This window comes from Aquabacterium soli, from assembly GCF_003933735.1.
GTDB lineage: Bacteria > Pseudomonadota > Gammaproteobacteria > Burkholderiales > Burkholderiaceae_C > Aquabacterium > Aquabacterium soli.
This window is the reverse complement of sequence record NZ_RSED01000002.1, coordinates 272,595-285,516: the sequence shown is the minus strand read 5'-3', so window position 1 is coordinate 285,516 and position 12,922 is coordinate 272,595. Positions and strand designations below refer to the sequence as shown.

Annotated in this window: 12 protein-coding genes; 5 read left to right on the top strand and 7 right to left on the bottom strand. The window is 67.4% G+C overall.

The genetic code is table 11. From position 1 onward, the window contains the following. The first annotated feature begins 27 nt into the window (after nt 1-27). Nucleotides 28-1,851, top strand: a complete 1,824-nt coding sequence (gene tfpB / locus EIP75_RS03490; RefSeq protein WP_125241840.1) for a type IV pilus assembly ATPase TfpB — start codon at nt 28-30, stop codon at nt 1,849-1,851. Between the two features lie 24 nt (nt 1,852-1,875). Here tfpB and EIP75_RS03485 read toward each other — a convergent pair whose 3' ends face one another. Continuing rightward, nucleotides 1,876-4,164 carry a sensor histidine kinase gene (locus EIP75_RS03485; protein ID WP_125241839.1) on the bottom strand — a complete coding sequence of 763 codons (2,289 nt, stop codon included), beginning with the start codon at nt 4,162-4,164 and terminating at the stop codon, nt 1,876-1,878. Further along, nucleotides 4,161-4,901, bottom strand: coding sequence for a LuxR C-terminal-related transcriptional regulator (locus tag EIP75_RS03480; protein ID WP_125241838.1), 741 nt, complete (start codon nt 4,899-4,901; stop codon nt 4,161-4,163). Before EIP75_RS03480 ends, EIP75_RS03485 begins: the two co-directional genes overlap by 4 nt. A gap of 207 nt (nt 4,902-5,108) precedes the next feature. Between EIP75_RS03480 and surE the strand changes: the two genes are divergently transcribed. Genes surE through rlmD form a run of 4 tightly spaced genes read left to right on the top strand, consistent with a single transcriptional unit; the run spans nt 5,109 to nt 9,203 of the window. Continuing rightward, nucleotides 5,109-5,882 (top strand): 5'/3'-nucleotidase SurE, encoded by a 774-nt coding sequence (surE, locus tag EIP75_RS03475; protein ID WP_125241837.1) that lies wholly within the window; start codon nt 5,109-5,111, stop codon nt 5,880-5,882. Continuing rightward, nucleotides 5,879-6,727: a protein-L-isoaspartate O-methyltransferase gene (gene pcm / locus EIP75_RS03470; protein ID WP_125241836.1), complete on the top strand. Its 849-nt coding sequence runs from the start codon at nt 5,879-5,881 to the stop codon at nt 6,725-6,727. The genes surE and pcm overlap by 4 nt, the downstream gene beginning before the upstream one ends. Before the next feature lie 23 nt (nt 6,728-6,750). After that, nucleotides 6,751-7,689 carry a peptidoglycan DD-metalloendopeptidase family protein gene (locus EIP75_RS03465; RefSeq protein ID WP_125241835.1) on the top strand — a complete coding sequence of 313 codons (939 nt, stop codon included), beginning with the start codon at nt 6,751-6,753 and terminating at the stop codon, nt 7,687-7,689. A gap of 56 nt (nt 7,690-7,745) precedes the next feature. Beyond that, on the top strand, nt 7,746-9,203 hold the full coding sequence (rlmD, locus tag EIP75_RS03460) for a 23S rRNA (uracil(1939)-C(5))-methyltransferase RlmD (RefSeq protein WP_125241834.1): 1,458 nt from the start codon (nt 7,746-7,748) through the stop codon (nt 9,201-9,203). A 12-nt stretch (nt 9,204-9,215) separates the two neighbouring features. Here rlmD and EIP75_RS03455 read toward each other — a convergent pair whose 3' ends face one another. From EIP75_RS03455 to EIP75_RS03435, 5 genes are all read right to left on the bottom strand, one after another. Next, on the bottom strand, nt 9,216-9,497 hold the full coding sequence (locus EIP75_RS03455) for a cysteine-rich CWC family protein (RefSeq protein ID WP_125241833.1): 282 nt from the start codon (nt 9,495-9,497) through the stop codon (nt 9,216-9,218). Beyond that, nucleotides 9,494-9,853, bottom strand: a complete 360-nt coding sequence (locus EIP75_RS03450) for a tRNA-binding protein (RefSeq protein WP_420797143.1) — start codon at nt 9,851-9,853, stop codon at nt 9,494-9,496. The genes EIP75_RS03455 and EIP75_RS03450 overlap by 4 nt, the downstream gene beginning before the upstream one ends. Further along, on the bottom strand, nt 9,841-10,347 hold the full coding sequence (locus EIP75_RS03445; RefSeq protein ID WP_125241832.1) for an RDD family protein: 507 nt from the start codon (nt 10,345-10,347) through the stop codon (nt 9,841-9,843). The genes EIP75_RS03450 and EIP75_RS03445 overlap by 13 nt, the downstream gene beginning before the upstream one ends. Nucleotides 10,348-10,359: 12 nt before the next feature. Beyond that, nucleotides 10,360-10,770: a polyhydroxyalkanoate granule-associated phasin gene (locus EIP75_RS03440; protein ID WP_125241831.1), complete on the bottom strand. Its 411-nt coding sequence runs from the start codon at nt 10,768-10,770 to the stop codon at nt 10,360-10,362. A gap of 173 nt (nt 10,771-10,943) precedes the next feature. Then, complete coding sequence (locus EIP75_RS03435; protein ID WP_125241830.1) at nt 10,944-12,743, bottom strand: PhoH family protein; 1,800 nt, start codon at nt 12,741-12,743, stop codon at nt 10,944-10,946. Nucleotides 12,744-12,922 lie beyond the last annotated feature (179 nt).

The following is a 12,922-nucleotide window of genomic DNA, read 5'->3' as shown; positions in this document are numbered from 1 at the left end:
CACCCAAGACGCATCACCCACATCACCATGAGTGCCGTGCCCCCTGCAGTCATCCAGCCCTCCGCACCCCAGGCGCGGCAGCATCCCCGGCCCATCACCCACAAGGGCCCGCTGGACTGGAAACTGCTGGTCACCTGGCTCACGGAAGACAACGTCATCGCCCTCAAGGATGCCGAACGGGTGGCCCAGCGCTTCTCAGCGGGGGGCAGCTCGCAACACCCCCTGGTGCGTCTGGCTGGCCTGAGCCTGCCCCGGCAGGACACGGGTGCCGTGCTCGAGCTGGAGCCGCTCACTGAGTGGCTGGCCGCACGGGTGGCCATGCCCTATGTGCGCATCGACCCGCTCAAGGTGGACGTGGCCCGCGTGGCGGATGTCATGTCCATCAACTATGCCGAGCGTCGCAAGTCCCTGCCCATCCAGGTGGGCCTGAACGAGATCACCATCGCCACCTGCGAGCCGCTCGATGTCGGCTGGATCGACGAGATCCTGGCCCACACCAAGAAGTCCATCCGCCTGGTGGTGGCCAGCCCGCTGGAGCTGCAGCGCTACCGCACCGAGTTCTACACGCTGGCCAAGTCAGTGCGCGACGCCAACAAGAAGACCGGCGACAGCACGGCCAGCAGCTTCGAGCAATTGGTGGAGCTGGGGCGCAGCAACCGCCAGCTCGATGCCAACGACCAGGGCATCATCCAGGTGGTTGACTGGCTGTGGCAGTACGCCTTTGATCAGCGCGCGTCCGACATTCACCTGGAGCCGCGCCGCGACATGGGCGCCATCCGCTTTCGCATCGATGGCGTGATGCACATGGTCTACCAGGTGCCGCTGTCGGTGATGCAGGCCATGACGGCGCGCATCAAGCTGCTGGGCCGCATGGACGTCGTTGAAAAGCGCCGTCCGCTCGACGGCCGCATCAAAACGCGCAACCCGGCCGGCGAAGAGGTTGAAATGCGCCTGTCGACCATGCCCACCGCCTTCGGCGAGAAGCTGGTGATGCGCATCTTCGATCCGGACAACACGCTCAAGACCTTCGATGCGCTGGGCTTTGCGCCGCAAGAGCTGGCCATCTGGGAGCAGCTCACCGCGCGATCGCACGGCATCATCCTGGTCACCGGGCCCACGGGCTCGGGCAAGACCACCACGCTGTACTCCACGCTCAAGCGCCTGGCCACGGAAGAGGTCAACGTCTGCACGGTCGAGGATCCGATCGAAATGATCGAGCCCTCGTTCAACCAGACCCAGGTGCAGCCCAACATCGACCTGGGCTTTGCAGAAGGCGTGCGCGCCCTGATGCGGCAGGACCCCGACATCATCATGGTCGGCGAAATCCGCGACCGTGAAACGGCCGACATGGCCATCCAGTCATCTCTCACGGGCCACTTGGTGTTCTCGACCCTGCACACCAACGACGCGGCCTCGGCCGTGACACGCCTGGTGGACATCGGTGTGCCGGCCTACCTGATCAGCGCCACCGTGATCGGCGTGCTGGCCCAGCGCCTGGTGCGCACCCTGTGCTTGGCTTGCAAGAAGCCCGATGAGTCCCTCACGGCCGAGATGCTCACCGAGACCATCAAGCCCTGGCGCCTGAATGGCACGCCACGCCCCTACAAGCCCGTGGGTTGCCTCGAATGCCGCATGACGGGCTACAAGGGCCGCGTGGGCCTGTACGAGCTGCTGCCCCTGAGCGAGGCCATCCGCCAGGCCATGCACCCTACAGTGGACATGGCCCGCCTGCGTCAGCAGGCTGTGCAGGAGGGGCTCAAGCCCCTGCGCCTGGGTGGTGTCATGAAGGTGGCCGAAGGCGTGACCACGCTGGAAGAGGTGTTGCGCAACACCCCTCAATGGGAGATCTGATCAGTCTTGATCGCCTGTGCCGGCTCAGCCCGGTACGGGCGCCGAGAACTGCTCCACCACCACCTCGCAGCCAATGCCCTGAGGTTCCAGTTCAACCCAGGCCACCGTGCCGCCCAATTGCTTGGTGCGCTTGCGCACGCCACCCAGCCCCAGGCCATGTGACCAGGACTCGGGGGAGCGGCCCAGGCCGTTGTCCGTCACGGAGAGGGTCAGCCGGTCGTCCTTGAGCATGAGCTCCACGCGCACGCGGTTGGCCTTGGCATGGCTGATCGTGTTGTTGACCAGCTCGCGCAGGATGCGGGTCAGCGCCGACCACTGCACCACGGTCAGTTCCACGTCTTCATCGATCGAGAGATGCCAGTCCAGCTCGCAGCGGGCCGCGTGCAGGCGGTGGCTCAGGTCGCGCTTCCATTCACTGGCGGCGTCGCTCAGGGTGTGGGTCTGCACGGCCAGGCCGCGCGTGAGCGTTTTCAGATCCTGCAGCGTGTGGCGGATGTAGTCCTCGATGTCCGGGTTGGGGGCCTGGTACATCAGGGTCAGCAGGCGTGCGCCGATGTCGTCGTGCAGATCCTGGGCCAGGCGCATGCGCTCCTCGCTGCGGCCGCGCTCCACCGCGCGGTCGAAGGTCAGCACGCGGTGCAACTGCTCCACGATACGGTCGGCCAGCCGGGCATCTTCCGACGTGAACAGCCGGCGGCCCTTGTCCGCATGCTTGAGCACGAACACCTTGGTGCAGCCCTCAGTGTGCGACAGGTGCGGCAAAGGTACCAGCAGGATGCCACCATTGCCGCGCAGCGCGGTGGTGGGCACATCGCCCTGAACCAGCGTGCTTTCGATCGGGTCGAACAGCTCGCGCATCAGTCGCGCCATCAGGTCGTCGAGCCGGTCAGGGCGACGCTCCAGCTCGCGCGCGATGCGGTACAGCCGTTCGAACAGGCGCTCGGTGGTGATCGGGTCGCGGCTGAGCACATTGGTCATCACCCAGCGCCGGATGCTGAGGTACACGCCGAAGGACAGGAACAGCGACAGCGTCATCGAGGTGAACTGCCCCAGCGAGAACACCGCCACGAAGAGCAGGTCGAGCGAAGCGGCCACGGTGCTGGAGGCCGCCAGCAGCGAGAACTCCTGGAGGATCTGCTTGGAGCGCGACAGGTAGGGCGACAGCAGCAGCTGAGAGGCGAAGAACACATGCCAGGTCATCACACCGAAGGTGGTGACGTTGAGCTGCATGTCCGCGCGCGTGCCCGCCACGGCCACCGCGAAGCTCAGCAGCACCCAGCTGCCCAGCGTGATGCTGGTGAACCGGCGCATCACCAGCGTGAAAGGGTGGGGCGACTGGCGGTAGGTCAGGGTCATGAAGCCGATCGCGGCCAGGCCCAGCGTGGCACAGCTGCCCTGCACCCACCACCAGTGCCACGTCGGTGTCAGGTAGGACAGCGCCAGACCGCTCAGCAGGGCGGCCGTCCAGCCGCCCAGCGTGACCAGTCCCCAGCCCCGCAGCCTGCGCGGATGCAGCACGGCCACCTGGATCATGGCGGTGGCCGACACGATGTCGAAGGCCGTGCGCAGGCTGGCGTCAAGGTCCACGAACCACACGGGCATGAACAGGTCGAGGTTGGATTCGGCGGCGATGAGCAGCAGGTGTCCGCCCTGTGTGACGGCCAGCAGTGCGAAGGCCGCGTTGCGCCACTGCGGGCCGGCCAGGAAGACCACCGCGCCCACCCCAAGCACCACCACGGCCAGAGCCGACAGCATCCAGAACAGCGGAGTCAGCCCCCCCCAGCCCCGCTGTGATACCAGCACCGGCTCGTCCGGAGCGTTCACGAGTTCGAGGACGACCACGCCGCCCTCCTTGGGCAGCAAGGCTGCGGCCTGGGCCAACTGACGGTGCAGCGCCACGTACTGCTCCCGCGCCTTGAGGTCGGGGATCCAGCGGGCGCTGCGTTGAAGGGCCAGTAGTTCGATCGGGGCCTCGATGGCCCTGGCCACGCCATCCGGGGTGGATTGCTCGACGCGCACCCCCTCGACCGCGTGGCCTTCCAGTCGCTGCAACGCCGGCATCGTGGCCGAGACCACCTTGACTGCGCCCTCGGGGGAGGGCTTGAGCGACACCGGCAGGCGGGGCTGCGTGGTGAGCCACTGCGCCAGCACGAAGACCAGCATGCACCCGCCCAGGATCACGGCCACCAGCAGGCGCAGCCGCCAGCCGATCCAGCGGGGCAGGTGGCTGCCGCTTTGCAGGGCTTCGTCGAGGGTGGTGGGGCCGCGGCGCTCGCTCAGACTGAGGTCGCTGGCGCCGGGCGGCAGGGTCACACCAGGCCCTGCTTGCTGGCCAGCACGGCTGCCTCGGCGCGGCTGGACACGTTCAGCTTCTTGTAGATGGACTTGATGTGGTCGTTCACGGTGAACCACTTGATGCCCATCAGGTTGGCGATTTCCTTGATCGTGAAGCCCTTGCTGAGGTAGGTCAGCACTTCGCTTTCACGGGGGGTGAGCCTCTCGTGGTCCATGGGCGCGACGGGGGCGGCAGGCGCTGCGGCCACGGCGGCACTGCTCACGCCGCTGCCAGTGTGCAGGGCGCTGGCCGATGGGAAGCCATCGCCCGTGCGGAAATGCGTCAGCAGGCGCCGGGCGATGGCCGGCGACAGCGGGGGCTGCCCCCGCACGATCTTCTGCAGCTCTTCGACCAGCACCTCGAAACGGTCTTCCTTGAGCAGGTAGCCGTCGGCCCCGCACTGCAGCGCAGGGAACAGGTGCTCGTCGTCGGAGTAGAGCGTGGTCACGATGCGCGTGGCGGGGTAGTTGGCCAGCTCGGAGAGCAGCTCCAGCCCGCTGCCGTCGGGCAACTCAAGATCCACCAGGATCAACTGGAATGGATCGGGGGTGGCCGCCGCACGTTGCCCGGCCGCATGCCCCAACAGCCGACGCACGGCCTCCAGATCACCGGCTTCGGTGATGCTGCTGACGTCGCTGAAGCTCTCTCGAACCACGCGACACAAGAAACCCCGGGCGACCGGGTTGTCTTCAAGAATCAGTACTTTGACTGCCATGACTTGCTCCCGAGGGGGCCGACCGGCGCACCCCCTGGGTTGAAAACGCTGCGCCCGAACGATGCTGATGCCGCACCTTGCCGAGGAAGGCTCCCCTGTTTCCAACCAAAATGAACCGCCCTCATTATCATCTTGTGCGAGCGGATGCGACAGACCCCCAAGGGGGGCCTTCACCGCCGAACGTGTCTGCCCGCCTACAATGTGCCCATGCGTATCTTGATCGCCAACGACGATGGCTACCTGGCCCCTGGCCTCGAAGCCCTCGTGCAGGCCTGCCAAGGGCTGGGCCATGTGGATGTCTTTGCCCCTGAGCGCAATGCCAGCGGCACCTCCAACTCGCTCACCCTGCACCAGCCCTTGACCGTGCACACGGCCCGCAATGGTTTTCGTTTTGTTACAGGAACACCTTCCGATTCCGTGCACCTGGCCCTCACCTCTGGCTTGATCGAAACCCCTGACTTGGTGTTGTCCGGAATCAACAATGGCGCCAACATGGGCGACGACACGCTCTATTCGGGCACCGTCGCCGCGGCCACGGAGGGCTTCCTGTTCGGCGTGCCCTCCATCGCGTTCTCGCTCACTGACAAGGGCTGGGCCCACCTGGACACTGCGGCCACCGTGGCCCGCCGGGTGGTCGAGCACGTGCTGGCCCGCCCTCCGGGCACCGGGCCCTGGCTGCTCAACGTGAACATCCCGGCCATTCCCGACTGCGACCGCGCGCCCTGGCACATCACCCGCCTGGGCCGCCGCCATGCCAGCCGCCCGGCGATCTCCACCACCAACCCCCGTGGCGAGCCCATCTACTGGATCGGCCCGGCTGGCGAGGCGCGCGATGAAAGCGATGGCACCGACTTCGGCGTCACGCGTCAGGGCGGCGTGTCCATCACCCCTTTGCAGGTCGACATGACCGACCACGCCGGGTTGCCGCGCTGGCGCGACTGGGTGGGGGCGCCCGTCGACGACCAGGGCTCGGCCGCATGAGCACTCCGCCTGGCGGCCCGCGCACCCGGCGTTTCCCGCTGAGTCTGGACCGCGTGGCGGCCCCTGCCAAGGCTGCGCCTGCGCGTGAATTGCTGCGCCCGCAGGCCCCGCTGGAGCAGGCGGCACGCGACAAACGCCAGCACAGCACGCCGCAGGGCCTGGGCATGGATTCCCGCGCCGTGCAGCGCCGCATGGTTGATCGCCTGCAAGCCGATGGCATCCGCAATCCGCGCCTGCTGCAAGCCTTCGGGACCATTCCGCGCCACTGGTTCGTCGATTCGGCCCTGGTCAACCAGGCCTATGAAGATACCAGCCTGCCCATCGGGCTGGGACAGACCATCTCCAAGCCTTCCGTCATCGCCTCGATGGTCGAGTTGCTGTGCACCCGGCCTGGCCTGGCGCCCGATGCGGCCTTTCCGCTGGGGCAGTGCCTGGACATCGGCACAGGCTGCGGCTACCAGGCGGCGCTGCTGTCCTGCCTGGCGCGGCGCGTGGTGTCCATTGAACGCCTGCGTGATCTGCACCTCAAGGCCCGCACCAACCTCGACCGCCTGCGCGCGGGCCTGCCCGGATGGCAGGACGTGCGCCTGGTCTATGGCGACGGCATGCTGGGCCATGCGCCCAACGCACCCTACGACACCATCATCGCCGCGGCGGGCGGGGCAGCCTTGCCACCAGCCTGGCTCGACCAGTTGGCCCCCGGAGGCCGCCTGGTGGCTCCGACGGAAGACCCCAGAACCGGCACCCAGATCCTGACCATCGTCGACCGCCTGCCTTCCGGGCAATTGCAGCAGGCGACGGCAGGTCAGGTGCTCTTCGTGCCTCTAAAATCAGGCACGACGTGATGTCTCGGCTTGTTTGCTTCAACATGCACCAAACGCAAAATATCTTCAAGCTGTTGACCGCTGTCGCGGTCGTGGCCACCTTCGCGGGCTGTTCCACCCCCATCAACAAGGCGCCGGTCGAAGACCGCGGGCGCGTCGGCACGGGCCTGAGCCCCAGCCGGCTGCCGCCGGGCGCCGAGAACGCCGGCAAGGCGGGCTACTACACGGTCAAGCCGGGCGACACGCTGATCCGCGTGGCACTGGAAACCGGGCAGAACTGGCGCGATCTGGCCGCCTGGAACAACCTGGACAACCCCAACCTGATCGAGGTGGGGCAAGTGCTGCGCGTGCTGTCGCCTTCGGTCGATCCCAGCACGGTGACGGCTTCCACGCCGACGGCAGGCAATGCCTTGCCGGCGGCCAAGCCCATCACCAGCTCGAAGCTGGAGGCCCGCAGCCTGGATGCCAAGCCCTTGCCGCCCGCTTCGGGCAGCAGCACGGCCGCAGCCGCCAGTGGCGCGTCCAAGCCGGCGTCGGCCGGCAGCGACGCCGCCTCGGCAGGGACGCCAGCCGCGACACCTCCCACCGCAGCGCCCGCCGCGGACCGCGACGCTGACGAACCGGCTTGGCAATGGCCTGCCTCCGGCCCCTTGCTGGGCAGCTTCGAAGAAGGCAAGCGCAAGGGCCTGGTCATCGGAGGCAAGGCGGGGGATCCGGTCTTCGCCGCGGCCGATGGCCGAGTGGTCTACGCCGGCTCTGGCCTGCGTGGCTACGGCAACCTGATCATCGTCAAGCACAACGCCCAGTACCTCACGGCCTACGCCCACAATCAGACACTGCTGGTCAAGGAAGACCAGGCTGTGCGCAAGGGCCAGAAGATCGCCGAGATGGGCAGCACCGACACCGACCGCGTGCAGCTGCACTTCGAGGTGCGCAAGCAGGGCAAGCCCATCGATCCGGCCAAGTCGCTGCCGACGCGCTGAGCCTTGGGCCGCACGGACCGCTGAAAACCGGCCTCATCCCCTGAGACAATCGGGGGATGACCGACGAGATTCTTTCCACTTCCGCGCCGTCCCCCCAGGCACCCACCCCCGCCGCACCGCTGCCGGCTGACGCCGAAGCACTGGCGGTGCCCCCCCATCTGCAATGGCTGAAGGTCGAATCGCTCGACCTCGAAGCCCAGGGCGTGGCCCACCGGCCTGACGGTAAGGTGGTGTTCATTGAAGATGCGCTGCCCGGCGAAGAGGTGCGCGTGAGCGTCACGCGCCGCAAGAACAACTGGGAGCAGGCCACCATGGCCGAGCGCCGCAGCGAGAGCTCGCAGCGCGTCACGCCGCGCTGCACCTACTTCGGCCTGTGCGGGGGCTGCAAGATGCAGCACTTCCACCCGTCGGCCCAGGTGGCCGTCAAGCAGCGCGTGCTGGAGGACAACCTCTGGCACCTGGGCAAGGTGCGCGCCGAGACGCTGCTGCGCCCGATCGAAGGCCCCACCTGGGGCTACCGCTACCGTGCCCGCCTGTCGGTGCGCCATGTGGCCAAGAAGGGCGCCGTGCTGGTGGGCTTTCATGAGCGCAAGTCGCGCTATGTGGCCGACATGCTCACCTGCGAGATCCTGCCGCCCCACGTCAGCCGCCTGATCGCGCCTTTGCGCGAGCTCGTCTATTCGATGGACCAGCGCGACCGTCTGCCGCAGATCGAAGTGGCCGTGGGCACGCAGGTGACGGTGCTGGTGCTGCGCCACCTTGAGGCGCTCAGCGCCGCCGACATCCAGCGCCTGCGTGATTTCCAGGCCGAGCACAGCGCGTGGAATGAAGGCCGCTTCCCGCTGTCGTGGTGGCTGCAGCCCAAGGGGCCCGACACCGTGCACCCGCTGGACGAGCACCTGCCCGGGCTGGATTACACCCTGCCCGAGTTCGGCATCACCATGCCGTTCAAGCCCACGGACTTCACCCAGGTCAACCACCACATCAACCAGGTGCTGGTCAGGCGGGCGCTGCGCCTGCTGGATGTGCGGGCCGACGAGCGCGTGATCGACTGGTTCTGCGGCCTGGGCAACTTCACCTTGCCGCTGGCCACGCAGGCGCGCGAGGTGCTGGGCATCGAGGGGAGTGAACAGCTGGTGGCCCGCTCGCGTGAGAACGCGCGCGCCAACGGCCTGCACGACAAGACCAGTTTCGTGGCCCGCAACCTGTTCGAGATCACGCCGGCCGAACTGACCAGCTACGGCCACGCCGGCAAGTGGCTGGTGGACCCACCGCGTGAAGGGGCCTTCGCGCTGGCCAAGGCCGTGGCCGATCTGCACCAGGATCCGTCCCTGGCGCCGGATTGGGTGCCGCCGCAGCGCATCGTCTACGTGAGCTGCAACCCGGCCACGCTGGCGCGCGATGCCGGGCTGCTGGTGCACCAGGCCGGTTACCGCTGTGTGCTGGCCGGTGCTGTCAACATGTTTCCGCACACGGCCCACGTCGAAAGCATGGCGGTGTTCGAGCGGGCTTGAGCCGGGCGTTGCTCAGCGCTTTGGCGTTGTGCTGGCCGAGGTGTGGGGCGCCTGATCGGGCGCATCGGCCGCCGCCGGCGTGGTTCCTGCCTTCAACTGCGCGCACCGGGGGCACAGGCAGGATTGCCCCTGGTTGCTGGATACCTGGGCGCGTGCCCAGGGCGACACCGTCACCTCCCGGCACCAGCAGGGCGTGTCGAAGCTGCCTGCCTGCGCAGGCGCGCAGGCGTTGGGGCCGCCGCACAGGGGGCAGCTGCGGTTGGGCAGAGGTGCCCCGATAGCCTCGGGTTTCACAGCAGCCGCGTGCCCAGGGGCACGTCCTGATCGGGCACGCACAAGGCCACGTGGCCCTGCGCGTTGTGAAAGCCGGTGACCAGGCACTCGGACATCAACGGCCCGATCTGCTTGGGCGGGAAGTTGACCACGGCCATCACCAGGCGGCCCACCAACTGCTCGGCCGCATAGAGCGCCGTGATCTGCGCGCTGGATTTGCGGGTGCCGATCTCAGGGCCGAAATCCACGTGCAGGATGTAGGCCGGCTTGCGGGCTTGCGCGAAGGGCTCTGCGCTGAGGACGCGGCCCACGCGCAGTTCCACCTTCATGAAGTCATCCCAGGTGATCGTGGGCACGGATGAGGTCAGGTCGGCCATGCGGTGTCGTCGTGTCGTGCGGCGGGCGCGCCATTGCTGGTGGATGTGGTGGGTTGGGGCTCGACGCCGGTGCCCGGCACGCGGATGACCAGCGTGCCGGCCAGCTTGTCGTGCCAGCCCTGCTTGCGCGCGTCCCAGCCTACCCACAGCAGGCCCAGCGCCAGCGGGGCCGCGGCGACATAGTAGCCGGCGTAGCGCAGCAGCAAACGTGGCATGGGCACCGGCCCCAGGGTTTGTGCATCCACCACCTTCAGCTTGAGCAGCATCTTGCCCGGCGTCGCTGACCGGAACAGCCAGAACCCGATGACCAGGGCGATGGGCAGCACCCACTCCACCAGGAAGCGCAGCGGTGTGTAGGGCGCATCGGGCAGCATGGCCTGCGGCCCGACCAGCAGCGCCAGCAAGGTGTAGACGATGAGGCACAGCCAGACAGTGTCGATCAGCGATGCGGCGACGCGCAGCCAGAAGCCGGCATAGTCAGGTGGTGTGCTCATGGGCCCATTGTGTCAGCGCAGCTTGGTGCGGTTCAAGCGCTTGGCATTGGCCACGGCGCGGCGGTGCACCGGGGCCATGCCCTGGCCCAGGATACCGATGGTGGCTTTTTGCCATTGTTCCAGGGCGTTGGTGGATGAGCCACCCACGCGGCTCCAGGGCATCCAGAACGATTGCATGGCGGTGGCCATCATCTGCTGCTGCACGCGCCAGGCCTGCAGGTACATCGCCATCCATGATTCCTGAAAAGCAGCGACCTTTTCCGCGCCCATCTGCTGGAACTCCTTGCGGTCTCGCGCGTTTGGGGTGTGTCCTGCCAGCGCCATGCGTGTCAAACGGTGGGCGACGACCTGGGGTGCGGCCAGGGCCAGTTCTGCGGTCTGCGTGGCGAGGGAGCGGGATCCGCGTCGCGAAGATGTGGTCATGTCGAGGACTCCTGGTGTGCGGGCGTGTCTGGACAGTGTGCCTGGGTGCTTGGGCGGCTCCAACCGCGGCGGCATTTGCCCTCGCTGCATGCAAGGCGGCTCGCCCATGAATGGGGCATGAAAAACGGCCCCGAAGGGCCGTTGGACAAGTGAAGAGCGTAGGCGCCTGGGCGTCAAAGCACCTCGGAGGCGAAATCCGCCAGGCGCGAGCGTTCGCCGCGTGCCAGCGTGACGTGCCCGCTGTGCGGCCAGCCCTTGAACTTGTCGACCGCGTAGGTCAGGCCCGAACTGCCCTCGGTGAGGTAGGGCGTGTCGATCTGCGCGAGGTTGCCCAGGCAGATGATCTTGGTGCCGGGGCCGGCACGGGTGATCAGGGTCTTCATCTGCTTGGGCGTGAGGTTCTGCGCCTCGTCGATGATCACGATCTTGTTGAGGAAGGTGCGCCCGCGCATGAAGTTCATGCTCTTGATCTTGATCTTGCTGCGCACCAGCTCGTTGGCGGCCGCGCGGCCCCACTCGCCCGCGCCACCGCTGCTGCCATCGCCACGCGAGAGCACTTCGAGGTTGTCGTCGAGGGCGCCCATCCAGGGCGACATCTTCTCTTCCTCGGTGCCGGGCAGGAAGCCGATGTCCTCGCCCACCGGCACCGTCACGCGGGTGACGATGATCTCGGTGTAGCGACGGTCGTCGAGCACCTGGCTCAGCGCGGCGGCCAGGGTCATCAAGGTCTTGCCGGTGCCGGCCGAGCCGGTCAGCGTCACGAAGTCGCATTCCGGGTCCATCAGCAGGTTCAGCGCGAAGTTCTGCTCGCGGTTGCGGGCGGTGACGCCCCACACGGCGTTCTTCTGGTGCGTGAAGTCCTTCAGTGTCTTGAGCGTGGCCGTCTTGCCGGTGATCTCGGTGACCTTGCCGTACCAGGCGGCGGCGCCCGGCGTTTCGAGGTAGACGAACTGGTTGACCAGCAGCACCGGCACCATCGGCCCGCTCACGCGGTAGTAGGTGATGCCCCCTTGCTGCCAGCTCTCCATGCCCTTGCCATGGCGGTCCCAGAAATCGGCCGGCAGCGGCAGCACGCCGGTGTAGAGCAGGTCGCCGTCGTCCAGCGTCTTGTCGTTGAAGTAATCCTCGGCGGGCAGGCCCAGGGCACGCGCCTTGATGCGCATGTTGATGTCCTTGGACACCAGCACCACATCGCGGGTGGTGTGGGTGCTGCGCAGCGCCTGCACCACACCCAGGATCTGGTTGTCGGCCTTGCCGGGAGGCAGGCCGATGGGCAGTTGCGCGTCCAGGCCGGTGGTCTGGAAGTACAGCTTGCCGGCGGCCTCCACGTGGCCTGTCTTGGCCAGGTCGATGCCCACGGCCGGGTCGGCCTGCTGGCGGCTGCCCATGTCGGCGGCCAGCGCGTCCAAGTCGCGGCTGACCTGTCGGGCGTTGCGCGCCACCTCGGTCATGCCCTTCTTGTGGCCGTCCAGCTCTTCGAGCGTGATCATCGGCAGGTAGATGTCGTGCTCGTCGAAGCGGAACAGCGACATCGGATCGTGCAGCAGCACGTTGGTGTCCAGCACGAACAGCTTGGCCGGGCCGGCGATCTTGCGGCGGCGCGTGGTGCCGCTGGTGCCCGTGGCGCGTCCCGGGGCGGCGCTGGCGGGCTTGTCGGCCGGGGCGGTCGGGGTGTCCGAACCTGTGCGCTCAGCCACTGGGCTGGCCACGGGCGATGCCACGATGGCAGGGCGCTGGGGCGGTGTGCCGCGTGTCGGGGCATGGGCCGGTTGTTCGGCGGCAGCGGGGCGCGGCACCAGTTCGAGCACAGGTGCCTGCGCCACCACGATGCGGGGGGCTGCGGGCGGGATGGACACTGCACTGGTGGATTTGGAGCCGCGTTTCAACCCGGTCTTGGCCGGTTTGGGCTGGGACTCGTAGTCCACTGTGGTGAGCATGTCAGCGCGTTTGGCAGGCGGCTTGGGAAGGGGCATGGTGGTGTCCGTCTTTCTTCAGGCTAGGCACAAACAAAAAGGCCGCACAACAGAGTGTGCGGCCTAGACCTTGAGCCGGGGTGCTCCGCCGACCGTTGAGGCCGGGGAGACGAGTCAGCGTGGTATCGATGACAACCCAGATGCATGAAACCCATTATGCACACTCGGTGGCCTGGGCC